The following is a 20,819-nucleotide window of genomic DNA, read 5'->3' on the forward strand; positions in this document are numbered from 1 at the left end:
GGGAGCGGGCCGTCCACGAGTCGTCGGGGACCACCGCCAGGGCCGAGGCGACGACCGCGCGCGGCGGGGCCCCCGCCATCGCCGCCGCCCCCCCGGCCGCCACCGCCGGGCCGCCGTAGATGCCCTCGCCGTCGTGGCTGACCGAGCCGTCGATCGCCACCAGGCGGGCCGCCTCCGCGGGGCGGCCCGCCGCGAACACCCCGAACGGTGCCGCCCGCATCGCGAGGCCGTCGCTCCAGGCGTGGCGGTGCTGGGCCGAGATGGGCGCGGCCAGACCCCGGCGGAGGTTCTCCAGGGTGCCGCGCTCGCTGAAACCCGCGCCGCGGAAGGGGCCCTCGTCGCGGTCGGCGATCCACTGGTGCCAGGCCGCCTCCACATGGGCCGGCGTGAGCGCCGAGCCGTGCCGGGCCAGCAGCAGCCCGGAGAAGATCGCGTACTCGGTGTCGTCCGTGCCGGACGGCCGTTCGGCGACGTACCCGGTGATCCGGCCCCAGCGGGCGCGGATCTCGGAGGGCTTCATGTTCTCTGCCGGGGCGCCGAGCGCGTCTCCGACGGCGAGGCCGAGCAGGGCGCCGCGGGCCCGTCCACGGAGTTCGGAGGCGTCCCCCGGCGCCGGGACCGGGGGGACGACCGCGATCGATGCCATGCGGGATGTGTGCCACCCGAGCGCCCCGTCTGCGCATCCGGAAGGCCGACATCACCCGGTCGACATATGTGCATGTAAATACTCGGATGAGCAACGTGAGATAAAGCCGCAGGTTAGCCCAGCCTTTCCTTGCTGGCGGAACGGAAATACGAGGCGTAGGTTCGGTGCTGTCGAAATATAGAAATAGTCTAGAGTTAGCTTTGCCTAAGCTCATTGGGGGACCCTTATGGCCATCATCGACACCGAGGCGCCGCTGCACGAGGCGCACCGCGACAACCACACGCACCGGGACGTCAACGGGGGCTGGCTGCGCCCCGCCGTCTTCGGTGCCATGGACGGCCTGGTCTCCAACCTCGCCCTGCTGACCGGCGTCGCGGGCGGCTCCGTGGGCCATCAGACGATCGTCATCACCGGCCTCGCCGGACTTGCCGCGGGTGCCTTCTCCATGGCGGCGGGCGAGTACACGTCGGTCGCCTCGCAGCGTGAGCTCGTCGAGGCGGAACTGGACGTCGAGCGGCGCGAGCTGCGCAGGCACCCCGAGGACGAGGAGAAGGAGCTCGCCGCCCTCTACGAGGCTCGCGGTGTCGAACCGCAACTCGCCCGTGAGGTGGCCCGGCAGCTGTCCAGGGACCCCGAGCAGGCCCTGGAGATACATGCCCGCGAGGAGCTGGGCATCGACCCTGGCGATCTGCCCTCGCCGCTGGTCGCGGCCGTGTCGTCGTTCGGCTCCTTCGCGCTGGGAGCCCTGCTCCCCGTGCTGCCGTACCTGCTGGGCGCGACCGCGCTGTGGCCCGCCGTGCTGCTCGCCCTCGCCGGACTCTTCGGCTGTGGCGCCGTGGTGGCCAAGGTGACGGCCCGCACCTGGTGGTTCAGCGGGCTCCGGCAGCTCGCGCTCGGCGGCGCCGCGGCCGGTGTGACCTACGCCCTGGGCAGTCTGTTCGGAACAGCCGTAGGATAGGACGACCGCTACCTATGCGATGGGCCGTATAAGTAGCCGTTACCCGCTGGTTTCGAATGCTTAACCACTGGGCATGAGCCGTAAGCGCTGCGGGCAATGACGCCTGCTGCTCACCCGCGGGACGGGGCGACGACGCTCCCCCCGCCCTTCGGGCCGACCGACACCGATCTGATCGATCTTGGCCGGTTCGGTCCCCACATACCTCCGCCGCCCGCGCGCGGCACCCTCGCCACACCCCCTGGCGTCCGCATGCTGGAACGGAGTATCCGGTTCCCGTGAACCCCTCCATCATGTAACCTGCACGAAATTTTGCACTCCGCAGAGGGCCAACGTCGTCCCTCGGCACCGCACATGCCACATGACGACGACGGGAGAGCCGATGCGTACGCCGCGCCAGCCGTCCCAGCATTCCGCGAATGGCCAGAACTGGTCCTTCATGGATGCTCGCCCTGCTGCGCAGGGTATGTACGACCCCCGCAACGAGCGCGACGCCTGTGGCGTCGGCTTCGTGGCCACCCTCACCGGACAGGCGAGCCACGCGCTGGTCGAGCAGGCACTCACGGTTCTGCGCAACCTGGAGCACCGCGGCGCCACCGGTTCCGAGCCCGACTCCGGCGACGGCGCGGGCATCCTCTCGCAGGTGCCCGACGCCTTCTTCCGTGAGGTGGCCGGATTCGACCTCCCCGCGGCGGGCTCGTACGCCGTGGGCATCGCCTTCCTGCCGGAGGAGGAGACCCAGGACACCGTCTCACGCATTGAGACGATCGCCGCGGAGGAGGGCCTGACGGTCCTCGGCTGGCGCGAGGTCCCGGTCGCCCCCGAGCTGCTGGGCGCCACCGCCCGCTCGACCATGCCGGCCTTCCGGCAGGTCTTCGTCGCCGACGGCGCCAGCGAGGGCATCGCGCTGGACCGCAAGGCATTCGTGCTGCGCAAGCGCGCCGAGCGCGAGGTCGGTGTCTACTTCCCGTCGCTCTCGGCCCGCACGATCGTCTACAAGGGCATGCTGACCACCGGCCAGCTGGAGCCCTTCTTCCCGGACCTGTCCGACCGCCGCTTCGCGTCGGCCGTCGCGCTCGTCCACTCGCGCTTCTCCACGAACACCTTCCCGTCGTGGCCGCTCGCGCACCCGTACCGCTTCGTCGCGCACAACGGTGAGATCAACACCGTCAAGGGCAACCGCAACTGGATGCGCGCCCGCGAGTCGCAGCTGGTTTCCGACCTGTTCGGCGACAAGGGCCTGGAGCGCATCTTCCCGGTGTGCACGCCGGACGCCTCCGACTCGGCGTCCTTCGACGAGGTGCTCGAACTCCTGCACCTGGGCGGCCGTTCGCTGCCGCACTCCGTGCTGATGATGATCCCGGAGGCGTGGGAGAACCACGACTCCATGGACCCGGCCCGACGCGCCTTCTACCAGTTCCACTCCACGATGATGGAGCCCTGGGACGGCCCGGCCTGTGTCACCTTCACCGACGGCACCCAGGTCGGCGCCGTGCTCGACCGCAACGGTCTGCGCCCCGGCCGCTACTGGGTCACCGACGACGGCCTCGTCGTCCTCGGCTCCGAGGTCGGCGTCCTCGACATCGACCCCGCCAAGGTCGTCCGCAAGGGCCGCCTGCAGCCCGGCAAGATGTTCCTCGTCGACACCGCCGAGCACCGCATCATCGAGGACGACGAGATCAAGGCGACCCTCGCCGCCGAGCAGCCGTACGCGGACTGGCTGGAGACCGGCGAGATCGAGCTCGGCGACCTGCCCGAGCGCGAGCACATCGTCCACACCCACGCCTCGGTCACCCGCCGCCAGCAGACCTTCGGTTACACCGAGGAGGAGCTGCGCGTCATCCTGGCGCCCATGGCCAAGGCCGGCGCCGAGCCGATCGGCTCCATGGGCACGGACTCTCCGATCGCGGCCCTCTCCGAGCGCCCGCGCCTGCTCTTCGACTACTTCACCCAGCTGTTCGCACAGGTCACCAACCCGCCGCTGGACGCGATCCGCGAGGAGCTCGTCACCTCGCTGCGCTCCTCGCTCGGTCCGGAGGGCAACCTGCTGGAGCCGAACGCGGCCTCCTGTCGCAGCGTGACCCTGCCCTTCCCGGTCATCGACAACGACGAGCTGGCCAAGCTCATCCACATCAACGCCGACGGCGACATGCCCGGCTTCAAGGCCGCGACCCTCTCCGGCCTGTACCGGGTCTCCGGCGGCGGTGACGCCCTCGCCGCGCGCATCGCCGAGATCTGCGCCGAGGCCGACGCCGCCATCGAGAACGGCGCCCGCCTGATCGTCCTGTCGGACCGTCACTCGGACGCCGAGCACGCGCCGATCCCGTCGCTGCTGCTCACCGCGGCCGTCCACCACCACCTCATCCGCACCAAGCAGCGCACCCACGTGGGCCTGCTGGTCGAGGCCGGTGACGTCCGCGAGGTCCACCACGTCGCCCTGCTCATCGGCTACGGCGCCGCCGCCGTCAACCCGTACCTGGCCATGGAGTCCGTCGAGGACCTGGTCCGCGCCGGCACCTTCCTGCCGGGCATCGAGGTCGAGACCGCGATCCGCAACCTGATCTACGCGCTCGGCAAGGGCGTCCTGAAGGTCATGTCCAAGATGGGCATCTCGACCGTCGCCTCCTACCGCGGCGCCCAGGTCTTCGAGGCCGTCGGCCTCGACGAGGCCTTCGTCGAGAAGTACTTCAACGGCACCGCCACCAAGATCGGCGGCGTCGGCATCGACGTCGTCGCCAAGGAAGTCGCCGCCCGCCACGCCAAGGCCTACCCGGCCTCCGGCATCGCTCCCGCGCACCGCGCGCTGGACATCGGCGGCGAGTACCAGTGGCGCCGCGAGGGCGAGCCGCACCTGTTCGACCCGGAGACGGTCTTCCGCCTCCAGCACTCCACGCGCACCGGCCGCTACGACATCTTCAAGAAGTACACGGACCGCGTGAACGAGCAGTCCGAGCGGCTCATGACGCTCCGCGGCCTGTTCGGCTTCAAGACCGGTCCCGAGGGCCGTCCCTCGATCTCCATCGACGAGGTCGAGCCGGCCAGCGAGATCGTCAAGCGCTTCTCCACGGGCGCCATGTCGTACGGCTCCATCTCCAAGGAGGCGCACGAGACCCTCGCCATCGCCATGAACCAGCTGGGCGGCAAGTCCAACACCGGTGAGGGCGGCGAGGACCCGGAGCGCCTGTACGACCCGGCCCGCCGGTCCAGCATCAAGCAGGTCGCCTCCGGCCGCTTCGGTGTGACCTCCGAGTACCTGGTCAACGCGGACGACATCCAGATCAAGATGGCCCAGGGCGCCAAGCCCGGCGAGGGCGGCCAGCTGCCCGGCCACAAGGTCTACCCGTGGGTGGCCAAGACCCGTCACTCGACCCCGGGTGTCGGTCTGATCTCCCCGCCGCCGCACCACGACATCTACTCGATCGAGGACCTGGCGCAGCTGATCCACGACCTGAAGAACGCGAACCCGCAGGCGCGGATTCACGTGAAGCTGGTCTCCGAGGTCGGCGTCGGCACGGTCGCCGCGGGTGTCTCCAAGGCGCACGCGGACGTGGTGCTGATCTCGGGCCACGACGGCGGCACCGGCGCCTCGCCGCTGACCTCGCTCAAGCACGCGGGCGGCCCCTGGGAGCTCGGCCTCGCCGAGACCCAGCAGACCCTGCTGCTCAACGGCCTGCGCGACCGCATCGTCGTGCAGACCGACGGCCAGCTGAAGACCGGCCGTGACGTCGTCATCGCCGCGCTGCTCGGCGCCGAGGAGTTCGGTTTCGCGACCGCTCCCCTCGTCGTCTCCGGCTGCATCATGATGCGCGTCTGCCACCTGGACACCTGCCCGGTCGGCGTCGCCACCCAGAACCCGGTGCTGCGCGACCGCTTCTCCGGCAAGGCCGAGTACGTGGTGAACTTCTTCCAGTTCATCGCCGAGGAGGTCCGCGAGATCCTCGCCGAGCTGGGCTTCCGCTCCATCGAGGAGGCCGTCGGCCACGCCGAGACGCTCGACGTCACGCGTGCCGTCGACCACTGGAAGGCGCAGGGCCTGGACCTGGAGCCGCTGTTCCACGTGCCCGAGCTGCCCGAGGGCGCGGTGCGTCACCAGATCGTCGAGCAGGACCACGGCCTGGCCAAGGCCCTGGACAACGAGCTGATCAAGCTCGCCGCGGACGCCCTGTCCGCGTCCAGCGCCGACGACGCCCAGCCGGTGCGCGCCCAGGTCCAGATCCGCAACATCAACCGCACGGTCGGCACCATGCTCGGCCACGAGGTGACGAAGAAGTTCGGCGGCGCGGGTCTGCCCGGCGACACCATCGACATCACCTTCACGGGCTCGGCGGGCCAGTCCTTCGGCGCCTTCCTGCCGCGCGGCATCACGCTGCGCCTGGAGGGCGACGCCAACGACTACGTCGGCAAGGGACTCTCCGGCGGCCGTGTGATCGTCCGTCCCGACCGGGCGGCCGACCATCTCGCCGAGTACTCGACGATCGCGGGCAACACCATCGCGTACGGCGCGACCGGCGGTGAGCTGTTCCTGCGCGGTCGTACGGGCGAGCGGTTCTGCGTCCGCAACTCCGGTGCGCTGGTGGTCTCCGAGGGTGTGGGCGACCACGGTTGCGAGTACATGACCGGCGGTCACGCGGTGGTTCTCGGCGAGACCGGCCGCAACTTCGCGGCCGGCATGTCCGGCGGTGTCGCGTACGTCATCGACCTCGACCGCGACAACGTCAACGCCGGCAACCTCGACGCCGTCGAGGCGCTGGACGACGCCGACAAGCAGTGGCTGCACGACGTGGTGCGCCGCCACCAGGAGGAGACCGGCTCGACGGTCGCCGAGAAGCTCCTGGCCGAGTGGGACACGGCGGTCGACCGCTTCAGCAAGATCATCCCCAGCACGTACAAGGCAGTGCTCGCCGCCAAGGACGCCGCCGAGCGAGCCGGTCTCTCCGAGACCGAGACCCACGAGAAGATGATGGAGGCGGCGATCAATGGCTGACCCGAAGGGCTTCCTGAACCACGGCCGTCAGGTCGCCGAGTCCCGTCCCGTCGCCGAACGCCTCAAGGACTGGAACGAGGTCTACGTTCCCGGCTCCCTGCTGCCGATCATCAGCAAGCAGGCCAGCCGGTGCATGGACTGCGGCATCCCGTTCTGCCACAACGGCTGTCCGCTGGGGAACCTGATCCCCGAGTGGAACGACTACGCCTACCGTGAGGACTGGGCGGCCGCCTCGGAGCGCCTGCACGCGACCAACAACTTCCCGGAGTTCACCGGTCGCCTCTGCCCGGCCCCCTGCGAGTCGGCGTGCGTGCTGGGCATCAACCAGCCGCCGGTCACCATCAAGAACGTCGAGGTCTCGATCATCGACAAGGCGTGGGAGACCGGTGACGTCGCGTCGCAGGCGCCCGAGCGCCTGTCCGGCAAGACGGTCGCCGTCATCGGCTCGGGCCCGGCGGGCCTGGCCGCCGCCCAGCAGCTCACGCGGGCGGGCCACACCGTGGCGGTGTACGAGCGCGCCGACCGCATCGGTGGCCTGCTGCGTTACGGCATCCCCGAGTTCAAGATGGAGAAGCGGCACATCAACCGCCGCATCGAGCAGATGCGCGCGGAGGGCACCCGCTTCCGCACCGGCATCGAGATCGGCCGCGACCTCAAGGCGACCGACCTCAAGAAGCGCTACGACGCGGTCGTCATCGCCGCCGGCGCCACGACCGCCCGTGACCTGCCGGTCCCCGGTCGCGAACTCAAGGGCGTGTACCAGGCGATGGAGTACCTGCCCCTGGCCAACAAGGTCCAGGAGGGCGACTACGTCACCGCCCCGATCTCGGCCGAGGGCAAGCACGTCGTCGTCATCGGCGGTGGCGACACCGGCGCCGACTGCGTGGGCACCGCCCACCGCCAGGGCGCGGCCTCCGTCACGCAGCTGGAGATCATGCCCCGGCCGGGCGACGAGCGGAACCCGGTCGCCCAGCCCTGGCCGACCTTCCCGATGCTCTACAAGGTGACCAGCGCCCACGAGGAGGGCGGCGAGCGGGTCTACTCCGTCTCGACGACCCACTTCGAGGGCGACGAGGACGGCAACGTCCAGTGGCTGCACCTGGTCGAGGTCGAGTTCGTCGACGGCAAGCTGACCCAGAAGCCGGGCACCGAGCGCAAGATCCCGGCCCAGCTGGTCACCCTCGCCATGGGCTTCACCGGCACCGACCGGGAGAACGGCCTGGTCGAGCAGTTCGGCCTGGACCTCGACGAGCGCGGCAACGTCGCCCGTGACGCCGACTTCCAGACCAACGTGCCGGGCGTGTTCGTGGCCGGTGACGCCGGCCGCGGCCAGTCGCTCATCGTGTGGGCGATCGCGGAGGGCCGCTCGGCCGCCCGCGGTGTCGACCGCTTCCTGACCGGCGCCAGCGAGCTGCCGGCACCGATCCGCCCGACGGACCGCGCCCTGATGGTCTGACGGTTCACCGAAGAACGTCCCGTACAAAGGCGTACGGAACACTGGTGGCGCCTGCCCACAGTCCCCGACCGGACTGGGCGGGCGCTGCCGCCTTTTCAGCCCTTCGGGCCCGAACTCGCCTGCAGCCCCTCGAACTTCACCGTCGCGTCCTCCGTGTACGCCCCCACCTTGCCCTGGTTGTACGGGCGTTCCGCGTCCGTGAAGGTGACCAGCGGCTTCCCGCCCACCGACACCGCGAGCACCGCGCCCCGCTGCTCCACCCGCACCGTGTACCAGTCGCCCACGGGATACTTCGTACGCCCCGTCGCCAGGAAGCGCTGGCCCCCCGGATAGGCGGGGTCGCGCTTGCCCAGCTCCCAGCCGTTGGGCTTGAGGGTGATGTAGTAGAAGTGCTCCGGATCGGTGTACGCCCAGACCAGCCAGGGCACTTCCCACGGGTTGGGGTCGGGGTCGCGCAGCTGCGCCACCGTCAGCATCCGTGCCTCGTACCGCACGTCGCCGTACGAGGCGGTGCTCACCACGAGCCCCGCGTGCGTGGTACCGGGGTCCTCCGCGACCTTGGGGGACAGGGACAGGGAGTCGTCGTCGCCCACGTTGGTGCCGTGGCCGTTGAACACCGAGAGCCAGCGGCCGTGGGTCGTGCCGTCGATCCAGGGCCTGGGCGGCGGTGATTCGGCGCCCCGGCACCGGCTCACGGCGACCGACAGGAGCGCGGCCAGCGCGAGCGCCAGTGCCAGCGAGGTGAGGAGGCGGCCCCTGCGCCCGTACGGGACCGACGGGATCCGGCGGACGGGGCGCAGGGGTGACTGGGTCATGCGGTCGAGTATGGCCCGGACGCGGTGAGGCCGACGGGCACATCGGCGGCGAAGTCCTCGGCCAGTTGGGCCAGTACGCGGGCGGCGGCCAGTCCGTCGCCGAACGGGTTGCCGGCGGTGGCCATCCGCCGGTACTCCGCCGGATCGTCCAGCAGCTTCCCGGCCCAGGCCACGATCGCGTCCGGCTCCGTGCCGATCAGCCTGGCCGCCCCGGCCTCGACCGCCTCCGGACGTTCGGTGGTGGTCCGCAACACCAGCGCGGGCTTGCTCAGGCTCGGGGCCTCCTCCTGGATGCCGCCGGAGTCGGTGAGCACCAGGTCGCATTCGGCCAGCGTGGCCGCGAAGTCCAGGTAGTCGAGCGGTTCGACGAGCGAGATGCCGCTGTGGCCCTCCAGTTCGGGCAGCAGCGCGTCCCGTACGGCGGGGCTCTTGTGCAGCGGCAGCACGATCTCCACGTCCCCGCGTTCGGCGAGCCGGGTGAGCGCACGGCCCATCCCGCGCATCCGCTCGCCCTGGTTCTCCCGTCGGTGCAGGGTCACCAGGACCCGCCGGTCACCGGTGCGGAACGCGGAGGTGCCGGTGCCCTCGGCCAGCACCCACAGCAGGTTGTCGATCACCGTGTTGCCGGTGGTGAACACCTGCTCCGCCGGAATCCCCTCGTCGGTCAGATGCCGTGCCGCGCGCGGTGTGGGGGCGAAGTGCCAGCGGGCGATGCGTCCGATGAGGCTGCGGTTGAGCTCCTCCGGGAAGGGGTTGTCGATGACCCCGGTGCGCAGCCCCGCCTCGACGTGGGCGACCGGGATCTTCTCGTAGAACGCGGCCAGGGCGCCGGCCAGCGCGGTGGTGGTGTCCCCCTGCACCACGACCAGGTCGGGCCGCTGGTCCCGCATGGCCTCGCCGAGCTCGCCGACCAGGCGCGCGGTCAGTTCCGACAGCTGCTGCCGGCTGCGCATCACGTCGAGGCCGATCCGTACGTCGACGCAGAGCAGTCCGAGCATCTGGTGGAGCATCTCGCGGTGCTGGCCGGTCGTGACGACGATCGGCTCGAACTGCTCGCTGTCGGCCATCGCCCGTGCCACCGGCGCCAGTTTGATCGCTTCGGGCCGGGTACCGAGCACGAGCATGGCGCGCACGGGCGTGGCGGACGGAGGTGTGGACATGGAAGGCCCCCCTAGGGCATGCGGAAGAACGTGCGAAGGCACGGAAGAACGGAAGAACGGAAGATGAGAGAAGAAGCGAGGAGCGGCGAGGAGCGGCGAGGAGCGGCGACGGAGTGCGTGCGGTCCTCAGGTGCGCGCGGTCTTCAGCCAGGTCTGCTTGCCGGTGAGCATCCGCCAGAACCCCCACCAGCCGGCGGCGAACCAGATGTAGCCGTAGAAGACGAAGACATGGGCGAGGAGCACACAGCGCACCAGTCCCAGCTCCCGCTCACGTTTGAAGTACACGAAGCCGTACGTGTAGGCGGCCGTGAACGAGAGGACGTACGGCCCGAGCAGCCACATGGGCGACACGAGCGCGTGGCCCACCTGGACGGAGGCCACCACAGTGGCGCCCAGGGCGACCAGGAAGGAGACGGGCAGCAGCGAGGTCAGCAGGATCAGGACCGGGCTGGACAGGTGGTAGAGCATGTCCAGCGCCGGACGTGTCGGCACGTCCCGCAGGATGAGCGGTACGAGACCGGCGGACTGCAGGTGCCCCTGGAACCAGCGGGATCGCTGCCGGACCAGGCGCCGCAGGCTGAGCACGGCCTGCTGGGAGACCGCGGCGGTGGTGCAGTGCATGTTGGTCCAGCCCTTGGCGATCAGCCGCACCCCGAGGTCGAGGTCCTCGGTGAGGCTGTCGCTCCACGGGCCGTCCCCGTCCAGCGTGTCGAGCGCCGACAGCCGCATGAACTGGCCGTTGCCGCCCATGCCCACGCTGCCTATGAAGCGCCGGGCGCTCTGGAAGACGTCGCCGTACACGACGAACTCCATGTCCTGCATTCGGGCGAGCAGGCCCTGGTGCCGGTTGTACATACGGACGCAGACCTGGACCGCGCCCGTGCGCGGGTCGTCGAAGTACGGGTCGACGGACTGCACGACATGCGGGTCGAGCCGCCCGTCCGCGTCGACCACGCACAGCACCACGTCCGCCGGATCACGGCCGGCGAGCAGGCCGGACTCCCGCAGGTGCCGCACTCCGTCGTTGAGCGCGGCACCCTTGCCCCGGCGTGCGTTCGGCGGAGTGCGCCGGTGCAGCCGGACCAGGTGCGGGTCCGCGGCCAGCGCGATCTCACTGGTGCGATCGTCGGAGCCGTCGTCTATGACGAGGGCCATGAAATTCCCGGCGGGCAGAGAAGTGATGCGCGCCAGGCTTTCCGAAAGTACTTTCTCCTCGTTCAGGCATGCCAGCAGAAATACATAGAACCGTTCTCTCCTGTCGATCCGGGAACGGCGAATTCTGCGTCGCGAGAGAAGAAAAAGACTGGTGTTGTAACAGCCGGCCAGGATGATCAGTGCGATGCTCGACCACAGGAGTGACTCAACGATCACGAGTGCCCCCGATATGGGACCGCATCCTGTTTCCCCGGCGTCGCAGGGGTATCCGGGCCAGCAGTATGAGACCGGCCGTCAAGCAATAGAACATAAATCCGGCCCCAGCCATCGCCTGTAGCGCTTTGGCCAAAGGTAGGCCTGGTATTGCTTCCGGTGCGGCCATCGCTCCTGCCAGGGGCAATAGGGCCCCCAGGGCGGGTCGTCCGTACATTGTCCCCCCATATTCAGTGCGCGTCCCCAACGCGCGGTGGCGAACTTAGCAGACCTTCCGAGAGTCGCGGAGCGCATTTGACAGCCTTCGCGATCCTCGCGAAGAATCGGTGCCTTCCTGTCGCCAAATGCTTTGTCAATCATTTGGCAAAGTGGGGGGAAGATCGTGAGACGTGTGAACCCGAAACGGGCACGCAACAGGATTTCCGTCGTACTACTGCTCGTGGCCGCTCTGCTCAGCGGCACATTCCTGGCCACGAACGCGCAGGCCGCCGGGGGACACCGCCATCGGGGCGAGTCCGCCGGCCCCAGGTCGGGAATGGGCCGGGTCGACCTCGCGGGCTGGGCGAAGGCACAGCTCAGTGCCGACGAGGCCCGGCGCGCCCGGCCGCGCCCGAAGACCGTCCGGCACGCACTCGCGTCCACGGCCGTCTCCGGGCTCCGCACCGCGACCGCGGTGACCCGGCAGGCGGCTCTGCTCGCCCCGGCGGACGCAGCCGCGGACGCCAACCCGACCACCCTCGTCCTGTACGACACCACCGGCCCGTACGGGCAGCTGGGCGAGCTGTACGCGATGGCCACGGCCAACCTCGCCGGGCACTTCGGCACGGTGACGTCCAAGCCGGTCCAGCAGTACACAGCCGGAATGATCAACTCGTACTCGGCCGTGATCTACATCGGCTCCACCTACTACGGCGGAAGCGTCCCGGACGTCATCCCGGCCGCGTTCTACTCCGACGCGGCGTCGAGCACCAAGCCGGTGATCTGGATGGGCGCCAACGTCTGGAACATGGCCAACTCCGTCGGCGTAGCCCAGTTCACGCAGAAGTACGGCTGGGATCCGACGACGTCGTACTACGAGGACGGCGGGTCGATCGGTAACGTCACACAGGTGACGTACCGGGGGCAGACGCTCACCCGCACCGTGCCGGCCGGGCAGGACGGCGGTGTGCTGCGCCCCAACGTCTCGACGGGCGCCGGGTATCCGGCCGTCACCCGGGTCGCCGAGGGCCTGGACAGCAGCAACGGGCACACCTTCGGCTGGGGCGTGCGCTCGTCCAATCTCACCTACATCGGTGAGATCCCGTTCGCGTACGTCTCCGAGAGCGACCGCGTCATCGCCTTCGAGGACATGCTCTTCGACGCCCTCGCCCCGGCCACCGCCGAGCGGCACCGGGCGATGGTGCGCCTGGAGGACATCAGCCCCGACTCGGATCCCGCCGAGCTGCGCTCGATGGCCGACTACCTCTACTCGCAGAACATCCCGTACGGCATCAACGTGATCCCCGTCTACACGGACCCCAAGGGCACCTACAGCAACGGTGTACCGCAGACGATCACGCTCGCCCAGCGGCCGCAGGTGGTCAGCGCGCTCAAGTACATGCTGGCGAGGGGCGCGGTCCTGATGGACCACGGGTACACGCACCAGTACGGCAACGTGGCCAACCCCTACGACGGCGTGACCGGTGACGACTTCGAGTTCTACCGGGCACACGTAGACGCCGCCGACAACGTCGTCTACGACGGCCCGGTCGCCGAGGACTCCGCCCTGTGGGCGCAGACCCGGGTCACCAGCGCGCTCCTCCAGTTCACCCTGGCGGGCCTGCCCAAGCCGGCGCTGTGGACCACCCCGCACTACGCGGGCTCGGCCGCCGACTACAAGGTCTTCAGCGCCAACTTCACCGCGCGGCTGGAGCGTTCGCTCTACTTCGCCGGGACGCTGAGCGGCACCTCGTCGGACCCGAACCGGTTCATCGGTCAGTTCTTCCCGTACGTGGTGAAGGACGTGTACGGCACCAAGGTGCTGCCCGAGAACATCGGCAACTACGAGCCGGAGGCCTACAACAACCACCCGGCGCGCCAGCCCGCCGACCTCATCGCGTCGGCGAAGGCGAACCTGGCCGTACGGGACGGAGTGGCCAGCTTCTTCTACCACCCGTACTACCCGGTGCAGCCGCTGAAGGACACGATCGACGGCATCAAGGCACTCGGCTACACCTTCGTCAGCCCGGCGGCGCTGTGACGGCGCCCGCCCCGAGGAGGAGGACCGTCGCCGTCATGGCGGCGGTCCTCCTCGCCGTCAGCGGATGCGTGTCCACCGGCGCGGGCAGGGGGCCCGCCCACGGCAGCACGCCCGCCTCCCGTCCCGAGGCGGGAACCTCGACCATGCGCGGCATGACCCTGCCCTCGTGGTACCGCACCGACTACGACAGCCCGGCCGCCCCCCGCTATCTGCGCGGAATCAGGGCCACCGGGGCACGCTGGGTCACCTTCACCCCGACCTGGTACCAGAAGCGCGTCACCGACTCCGCCCTGCACACCACCGACGAGACCGCCGGTGACGCGAGCCTGCGCAGCATCGTGAAGCGGGCCCACGCGGCCGGCCTCAAGGTGATGATCAAGCCGCACGTGGACCTGCCCGGCGACCTCGACCGCGCCGGGATCCGCCCCCGCGACCGGACCGCCTGGTTCGCCGCCTACCGCCGCTTCATCACGCACTACGCGGACATCGCCGCGGACACCGGGGCCGAACAGCTCGCGGTCGGCACCGAACTCGCCGGGGTCTCCGGCGACACCACCGCCTGGACCGAGGTGATCAAGGAGGTCCGCGGCCACTACGACGGCCCGCTGACCTACGCCGCCAACTACGACGAGTACCGGCACATCCACTTCTGGAAGGCCCTCGACCTCATCGGCATCGACGCCTACTGGCCCCTCGCCGAGAAGCCCACCACCGACCCGGCCATCCTCGACCGGGCCTGGAGCCCGATCCGGCAGCAGCTCGCCGCATACTCCGCACAGCAGCACCGGCGGATCCTGTTCACCGAGGCCGGCTACGTCAGCCAGCGCGGGACCACCACCGCCCCGTACTCCTGGACCGTCAGCGCACTGCGGGCGGACGCGGAACAGGCCGCCGCCTACCGGGCGCTCCTCGACTCCTTCGAGGGCCGTAGGTGGTGGGCCGGCGTCTGCTGGTGGATGTGGGACGACTGGCCGGACAGCGGAGAGACGCCGGCACGCCTGGCCTACAGCCCGCACGGCAAGCCGGCGGAGGAGGTGCTGCGCCGGAAGTGGGCCGGATGAACCGCTGACCTTCCGGCTCCCTACGGAATCCGGTACGGCTCCCCGTACACCCGCCACTCCAGCGGAGTGTCCAGGCCGAGGTTGCCGTCGTAGAGGAACCGCCGCTGGGCCGTGTCGATGCGGGAGGTGTCGATGCCCGGCTTCTTCGTCTTCATGGCCTTGCGGCGGACATCCAGGAAGATGTCCAGGTACTCCTTCTCGCTGCCGCCCTCGGAGGGGGTGTCGGCCTCCTTCAGGGCACGCTCGCGCAGACCGTGGAAGCCGTTCGGGCCGGTGCCCGGGCCGTGGAAGACCATCGCGTCGTAGTAGACGAACTGGCCCAGCGTGCCGAGTCCGTCGAGCTTGGCGAGGCGGACGGCAGGATCGAAGTAGACCCGGTCGCGCTCCTCGTCCTGCGCCCGGCGGAAGGCCTTCAGCCGGGCCTGGGCCTTCCAGGCGGCCGGGAAGCCGTCGAGTCCCTCGTGCGAGTCCGTGCCGTCGACCTTGCGCAGCGCGGGCAGATAGCGGGCCAGCCCGTTGTGCGGGTGGGCCGCGGTGTAGTGCTCGACCAGGGTGAGCAGGTCGTGGGTGCCCGTGCAGAAACCGATGACACCCGCCGTGTAGCCCTGGCCGTCGCCGATGTCCTCGATGTAGCCGTAGGCGCTGCGCCAGTCGAGCGTGGAGTTCTCCGCGCTCGCCACGATCCGCTGCGCCAGCTCCTTCTTCGCGGGCGCGGCCAGGCCGGGCGGCAGGTCGGCGATCACCTCGTCGTCCTCGGAACGCACGGCCTTCGCCTTGGCGTCCTGCCGGGCCTGCTGCGCCGCCGAGGGACGGCTCGCGGTCTTGGTCCCGGAGTGTGCGGGCGCGAGCACGTACACCGTCGCCGTGACGACGACGGGTACGGCGGCGAAGAGCAGGAGACCGGCGCGTTTCATGGCGCACAGCGTACGGCCGGGGAAAACTAGGCGACGGCCCCGCTCAGTTCGGTGGCCTTCGCGATCGTCAGCACCACCAGCAGGGCCAGCAGCGCCAGGCACACTCCCGCCTGGACGAGGTTCCGGCGCCGGTCCCGGGGCGCGTACGCGTAGGCCAGCGCCACCACGCCGCCGGACAGCAGACCGCCGAGGTGCCCCTGCCAGGAGGTGACCCACGCGGAGAACACCAGCCACAGCAGCAGACCGGTCATGAAACGGTTGACGGCGCTCATGTCGGCGCCCAGCCGCCGCGCCATCACGTAGTACGCGGCGCCGAGCCCGAAGATCGCGCCGGACGCGCCGAGCGTGGGCGTCTCGGGCGCGATCAGCAGCACCAGGACCGAACCGCCCAGCGCCGACAGCAGGTACAGGGCCGTGAACCGCACGCGGCCCAGCTGCGTCTCCACCACCCGGCCCAGGTTCCACAGCGACACCATGTTCATCACGATGTGCAGGATCCCGAACGTGCCCCCGGTGGGCGGCAGATGCAGGAACGCCCCCGTCAGCAGCCGATACCACTCCCCGTGGGCGACACCCTCCGGCAGATAGCCGTCGGGCACGGTCCCCAGCATGTCGAACCGGTGCACGACCGACGGGCGCACCAGCTCGGCGAGGTAGGCGAGCACATTGAGCGCGATGAGGGTGTACGTCACCATCGGCACCGCCGTGATCCGGCCGCCGAACGTGGTGCGCGCCTGCCGCACCGACCGCGCGCCCTCCTTCACGCACTCCACGCACTGGTGGCCGACGGCGGCCTCGCGCATGCAGTCGGGGCAGATGTACCGGTCGCAGCGGGTGCAGCGGACGTGCGACTCCACCTTCGGATGGCGGTAGCAGGTGGTGACGGTGGACTCGGGGGACTCGGCATCCACGGCCGGCTCCTCGGTGAGGTGAGAGGTGGCAACAGGGCAGCCGGTGGGGACGGCGGCGAACAAAATATCGAACCGCGGCGGCTGTGGGAGGGTTGGGGCCATGGTTGCGATCAGTCTCAGCAAGGTTCAGGAGACCGCGCCCGCGCTGGTCAGCCTGTACAGGACCGCCGGGGTCTGCCTGACGAAGCACGGGCTCGACGGACAGCGGGCCGCCGTGTACCTGGTGGTCGACTACTCGGGCTCCATGAAGCCCTACTACCGCGACGGCAGCGTCCAGGCGCTCGCCGACCGGGTGCTGGGACTGTCCGCGCACCTCGACGACGACGGCAGCGTGCCGGTCGTGTTCTTCTCCACGGACGTGGACGCCGTCACCGACATCGCGCTCGCCGAGCACCAGGGACGCATCGAGCGCATCGTGTCCGGCCTGGGCCACATGGGCAAGACCAGCTACCACCTGGCGATGGACGCCGTCATCGACCACTACCTCGACAGCGGTTCCACCGCCCCCGCCCTCGTGGTCTTCCAGACCGACGGCGGCCCGATCAACAAGCTCGCCGCGGAACGGTACCTGTGCAAGGCCGCGCCCCTGCCGCTGTTCTGGCAGTTCGTCGGCTTCGGCGATCCGGACAGCAGACAGTTCGACTTCCTGCGGAAACTGGACGAACTGGCCGTGCCGCAGAAGCGGGTGGTGGACAACGCCGGCTTCTTCCATGCCGGTTCGGACCCGCGGCGGGTGTCCGACGCCGAGCTGTACGACCGTCTGGTGGGCGAGTTCCCGAAGTGGCTTGCGGCCGCGCGGGCGCGCGGGATCGTACGGACATAGATCGTGTCCGCCCCGTTGGCTCGGCCGAACCGCCGTGTCACCCTGAGGGACATCCGACGGGGAGGCGACGGCGCATGGACGGCGCACGATCTGGGAAGGGCGAAAGGGCGGCCGCACACCGGGACGAGCCCCCGGGCAAGGGCGAGAAGCTCGCCGACTGGGCCGACGGACGCCTCGGGCTCTACGCGCTGGCCAAGGCCAACATGCGCAAGGTGTTCCCGGACCACTGGTCGTTCATGCTCGGCGAGGTCTGCCTCTACAGCTTCCTCGTCCTGATACTCACCGGCATCTACCTCACGCTCTTCTTCGAACCGAGCGGAGCCGAGGTCGTCTACCACGGCTCCTACGGCCCGCTCAACGGCATCGTCATGACCAAGGCGTACGAGTCGACGCTGCACATCAGCTTCGACGTGCGCGGCGGTCTGCTGATCCGCCAGATCCACCACTGGGCGGCCCTGGTCTTCGTCACCGGCATGCTCGTGCACATGATGCGGGTGTTCTTCACGGGCGCCTTCCGCAAACCGCGCGAGCTCAACTGGCTCTTCGGCTGGACCCTGCTGCTGCTCGGCATCATCACCGGCCTGACCGGCTACTCGCTCCCCGACGACCTGCTCTCCGGCACCGGCATCCGGTTCGCCGACGGCGCGATCCTGTCCGTCCCGATTGTGGGGACGTACCTCTCCATGTTCCTGTTCGGAGGGGAGTTCCCCGGCCACGACATCATCTCGCGGCTCTTCCCGATCCACGTCCTGCTGCTGCCCGGAATCATGCTGGGCCTGGTCGTGGCCCATCTGATCCTGGTCTTCCACCACAAGCACACCCAGTACCCGGGGCCCGGACGGGACCAGAAGAGCGTGGTCGGGATGCCCTTCCTGCCGGTCTACATGGCCAAGGCGGGCGGCTTCTTCTTCCTCACCTTCGGCGTGCTCGCGCTGATGGGCGGCATCGCCAGCATCAACCCGGTGTGGGCGTTCGGGCCCTACCGGCCGGACCTCGTCACCACGGGCGCCCAGCCCGACTGGTACCTCGGCTTCTCCGAGGGCCTGATCCGGGTGATGCCGGGGTGGGAGATCGACGCCTGGGGCCACACACTGGAGCTGGGCGTCTTCATCCCGTTCTCGCTCTTCCCGCTGATCCTGCTGGCCCTCGGCCTCTACCCCTTCGTCGAGGCATGGGTCACCGGCGACAAGCGGGAGCACCACGTCCTGGACCGGCCGCGCAACGTGCCCGTGCGCACCGGGCTGGGCGTGGCCTGGCTGAGCCTCTACGTGGTGCTGCTGATCGGCGGCGGCAACGACATCGTGGCCACCCATCTGCATCTCTCGATCAACTCGATCACCTGGTTCGTGCGCGTCTCCGTCTTCGTCGTGCCGGTCGCCGCCTTCGTGGTGACCAAGCGGGTCTGTCTCGGACTGCAGCGCCGGGACCGTGACAAGGTGCTGCACGGCAGGGAGACGGGCCGCATCAAACGGCTGCCCCACGGCGAGTACGTCGAGATCCACGAACCCCTCGCGCAGGACCGGCTGTTCGTCCTGACCCAGCACGAGCAGCACCCGCCCTACGAGATCGGGCCCCGCGAGGACGCCAACGGCGTGCGGCGGCCGGTCACCGTGTCCCAGCGCGTGCGCGAACGGCTCGCCCGGGTGATGTTCGGGCCCGGGTCACGCATCCCGAAGCCGACCCGCGAGGAGTACCGGGAACTCACCCGAGGCGACCACCACCACTGAGAACCAGGTCCCGGCACTCGTCCGGACCGCCCCAGGCCGTGCGCAGCGCGCGGGCCCTGGTCAGCCACAGGGACAGGTCGTACTCGGCCGTGTACCCGATCGCGCCGTGCAGCTGGAGCGCCGTGCGGGCCGTGGCGTACGCGGCCTCGCACGCCTTCAGCTTGGCGGCCGCCACATCCGCCGGGTGCATCGTCAGCGCGGCACCGAAGAGCAGCGGGCGGGCGAACTCCAGCGCCGTCCTCGCGTCGGCAAGCCGGTGCTTCACCGCCTGGAACGAGCCGATGGGCACGCCGAACTGGGTGCGTTGCCGGACGTGGGCGACGGTTCTGCCGAGGAGCGCGAGACCGACGCCGAGGGCCTGGGCGGCGGTGGCGAGCCGGGCCCAGGCCAGGGCATGTTCCACGGGCGGGTCCGACGCGAGGAGTTCGCCGCCCGGGGCGAGGGGGGTGAGGCGGCGGGCGGGGTCGAGGGAGGGGCGCACCGGGCCGGCGGCCGGGGACAGCCGCAGACCGTCGGGGGCCAGGACCAGACGGACGCTCGCCGCGTCTCCGTCCAGGGCGTGTCCCGTGGACGGGGAGGCCGCGACCGTCGCCATCGTCCCGCCCGAAGCGAGCCCGGGGAGGAACCGCTTGGCCGGGCCGGGCTCGGTGAGCAGCGCGGCCGCCGTGACCGTCTCCACCAGCGGGCCGGGCACCGCGTGCCTGCCCAGCTCCACGAAGGCGACCGCGAGTTCCACCGGCCGCGGGCCCAGACCGTCGTACTCCTCGGGCACCGCGAGCCCGAACACCCCCGCCGCCCCGAGCCGGGACCACAGCGCCCGGCCGCTCGTGTGGTCCCCGCGGCTCCAGTCCCGTACGACCGACGGTGTGTCCGAGGCCGTGAGCATCGCGTCCAGGGAGCCGGCGAAGGCGCGCTGCTCGGCGTCGAGGAGGAAGCGCATCAGCGGCGTCCCTTCGGCAGGCCGAGCAGGCGCTCGGCGATGATGTCGCGCTGGATCTCGTTCGTGCCCGCGTAGATCGGACCGGCGAGGGAGAAGACATAGCCCTCCGCCCAGTCCGTGCCGGCCAGTTCGCCCTCGTCGCCCAGCAGGTCGAGTGCCGTCTCGTGCAGCGCGAGGTCGTACTCGGACCAGAACACCTTGTTCAGGCTGGACTCCGGGCCGAGGGACTCGCCGTCAAGGAAGCGGCAGGCGGCCGCATAGGTGAACAACTGGTAGGCGCGCGCCCCGATCAGGGCGTCCGCCACCCGGGCGCGCGCGGCCTCCGGGCGGCCCTGTGCCCGCCACAGGCCGAGGAGCCTGCCCGCGGAGGCGAGGAAGCGGCCGGGGGAGCGCAGGGTGAGGCCGCGTTCGTTGCCGGCCGTCGACATCGCGATCCGCCAGCCCGAGCCGGGTTCACCGATCACGTCCTCGTCCGGCACGAACACCTCGTCCAGGAACAGCTCCGCGAACGCGGGCTTTCCGTCCAGGCGGCCGATCGGGCGGACCGTGACACCGGGTGCCCGCAGGCCGAACATGAGGTAGGTCAGGCCCTGGTGGGGTCTCGGTGCGTCCGGATCGCTGCGGAACAGGCCGAAGGCACGGTCGGCGAAGGCCGCCCGCGACGACCACGTCTTCTGTCCGCTCAGCAGCCAGCCGCCGTCCGTGCGCACGGCCCGGGAGGTGAGGGAGGCCAGGTTGGGGGCGGGCGCCGGCTCCCCCCCGCCCAGCGCCCCCACCACCACGCCCGGGGGCGTCGAAGGGAGGCCGCGCGCGCGGTTGG

General features: G+C 70.2%; 15 protein-coding genes. 7 read left to right on the forward strand and 8 right to left on the reverse strand.

Translation table 11 applies throughout. The features are described from left to right. A partial coding sequence (locus ACFW2E_RS04255; RefSeq protein ID WP_384461105.1) for an ADP-ribosylglycohydrolase family protein occupies positions 1 to 646 on the reverse strand: 646 nt, incomplete at its 3' end. Positions 647 to 872: 226 nt separating this feature from the next. On the opposite strand from ACFW2E_RS04255, the gene ACFW2E_RS04260 reads away from it, so the two are divergent. The 3 genes from ACFW2E_RS04260 to ACFW2E_RS04270 all read left to right on the forward strand — a co-directional run bounded on the left by ACFW2E_RS04260 (position 873) and on the right by ACFW2E_RS04270 (position 8,041). Beyond that, positions 873 to 1,604 carry a VIT1/CCC1 transporter family protein gene (locus tag ACFW2E_RS04260; protein WP_384461108.1) on the forward strand — a complete coding sequence of 244 codons (732 nt, stop codon included), beginning with the start codon at positions 873 to 875 and terminating at the stop codon, positions 1,602 to 1,604. Between the two features lie 379 nt (positions 1,605 to 1,983). Continuing rightward, complete coding sequence (gltB, locus tag ACFW2E_RS04265; protein WP_384461111.1) at positions 1,984 to 6,585, forward strand: glutamate synthase large subunit; 4,602 nt, start codon at positions 1,984 to 1,986, stop codon at positions 6,583 to 6,585. Then, positions 6,578 to 8,041 (forward strand): glutamate synthase subunit beta, encoded by a 1,464-nt coding sequence (locus ACFW2E_RS04270; protein ID WP_384461114.1) that lies wholly within the window; start codon positions 6,578 to 6,580, stop codon positions 8,039 to 8,041. The genes gltB and ACFW2E_RS04270 overlap by 8 nt, the downstream gene beginning before the upstream one ends. Positions 8,042 to 8,136: 95 nt before the next feature. Here ACFW2E_RS04270 and ACFW2E_RS04275 read toward each other — a convergent pair whose 3' ends face one another. The 3 genes from ACFW2E_RS04275 to ACFW2E_RS04285 all read right to left on the reverse strand — a co-directional run bounded on the left by ACFW2E_RS04275 (position 8,137) and on the right by ACFW2E_RS04285 (position 11,387). After that, a complete protein-coding gene (locus ACFW2E_RS04275) occupies positions 8,137 to 8,856 on the reverse strand; it encodes a calcium-binding protein (RefSeq protein ID WP_384461117.1) in 720 nt (239 codons plus the stop codon). Further along, a complete protein-coding gene (wecB, locus tag ACFW2E_RS04280; protein WP_384461120.1) occupies positions 8,853 to 10,016 on the reverse strand; it encodes a non-hydrolyzing UDP-N-acetylglucosamine 2-epimerase in 1,164 nt (387 codons plus the stop codon). Before wecB ends, ACFW2E_RS04275 begins: the two co-directional genes overlap by 4 nt. Positions 10,017 to 10,142: 126 nt before the next feature. Next, positions 10,143 to 11,387 carry a glycosyltransferase family 2 protein gene (locus ACFW2E_RS04285; RefSeq protein ID WP_384461123.1) on the reverse strand — a complete coding sequence of 415 codons (1,245 nt, stop codon included), beginning with the start codon at positions 11,385 to 11,387 and terminating at the stop codon, positions 10,143 to 10,145. 388 nt (positions 11,388 to 11,775) lie between these two features. On the opposite strand from ACFW2E_RS04285, the gene ACFW2E_RS04290 reads away from it, so the two are divergent. Together ACFW2E_RS04290 and ACFW2E_RS04295 are read left to right on the forward strand one after the other, a co-directional pair. Then, a complete protein-coding gene (locus ACFW2E_RS04290; RefSeq protein ID WP_384461126.1) occupies positions 11,776 to 13,623 on the forward strand; it encodes a DUF2334 domain-containing protein in 1,848 nt (615 codons plus the stop codon). A 35-nt stretch (positions 13,624 to 13,658) separates the two neighbouring features. Further along, the gene (locus ACFW2E_RS04295) at positions 13,659 to 14,684 is read left to right on the forward strand and encodes a glycoside hydrolase family 113 (RefSeq protein ID WP_384461129.1); all 1,026 of its coding nucleotides are present in this window, start codon (positions 13,659 to 13,661) and stop codon (positions 14,682 to 14,684) included. A 20-nt stretch (positions 14,685 to 14,704) separates the two neighbouring features. On the opposite strand, the gene ACFW2E_RS04300 is transcribed toward ACFW2E_RS04295, so the two are convergent. Together ACFW2E_RS04300 and ACFW2E_RS04305 are read right to left on the reverse strand one after the other, a co-directional pair. Continuing rightward, positions 14,705 to 15,598 (reverse strand): chitosanase, encoded by an 894-nt coding sequence (locus tag ACFW2E_RS04300; RefSeq protein WP_384461132.1) that lies wholly within the window; start codon positions 15,596 to 15,598, stop codon positions 14,705 to 14,707. Positions 15,599 to 15,624: 26 nt separating this feature from the next. After that, positions 15,625 to 16,509: a rhomboid family intramembrane serine protease gene (locus ACFW2E_RS04305; protein WP_384461135.1), complete on the reverse strand. Its 885-nt coding sequence runs from the start codon at positions 16,507 to 16,509 to the stop codon at positions 15,625 to 15,627. 100 nt (positions 16,510 to 16,609) lie between these two features. On the opposite strand from ACFW2E_RS04305, the gene ACFW2E_RS04310 reads away from it, so the two are divergent. Continuing rightward, a complete protein-coding gene (locus tag ACFW2E_RS04310) occupies positions 16,610 to 17,332 on the forward strand; it encodes a vWA domain-containing protein (protein ID WP_384461138.1) in 723 nt (240 codons plus the stop codon). A gap of 74 nt (positions 17,333 to 17,406) precedes the next feature. After that, positions 17,407 to 19,059, forward strand: coding sequence for a cytochrome bc complex cytochrome b subunit (locus tag ACFW2E_RS04315; RefSeq protein WP_384461141.1), 1,653 nt, complete (start codon positions 17,407 to 17,409; stop codon positions 19,057 to 19,059). Here ACFW2E_RS04315 and ACFW2E_RS04320 read toward each other — a convergent pair. Further along, the gene (locus tag ACFW2E_RS04320) at positions 19,034 to 19,999 is read right to left on the reverse strand and encodes an acyl-CoA dehydrogenase family protein (protein WP_384461144.1); all 966 of its coding nucleotides are present in this window, start codon (positions 19,997 to 19,999) and stop codon (positions 19,034 to 19,036) included. The genes ACFW2E_RS04315 and ACFW2E_RS04320 overlap by 26 nt on opposite strands. Next, positions 19,999 to 20,819, reverse strand: an 821-nt coding sequence (locus ACFW2E_RS04325) for an acyl-CoA dehydrogenase family protein (protein WP_384461146.1), incomplete at its 5' end; no start/stop codon positions are given. The genes ACFW2E_RS04325 and ACFW2E_RS04320, both read right to left, overlap by 1 nt.

This window comes from Streptomyces sp. NPDC058964 (genome assembly GCF_042741275.1).
In the GTDB taxonomy this organism is placed as follows: domain Bacteria; phylum Actinomycetota; class Actinomycetes; order Streptomycetales; family Streptomycetaceae; genus Streptomyces.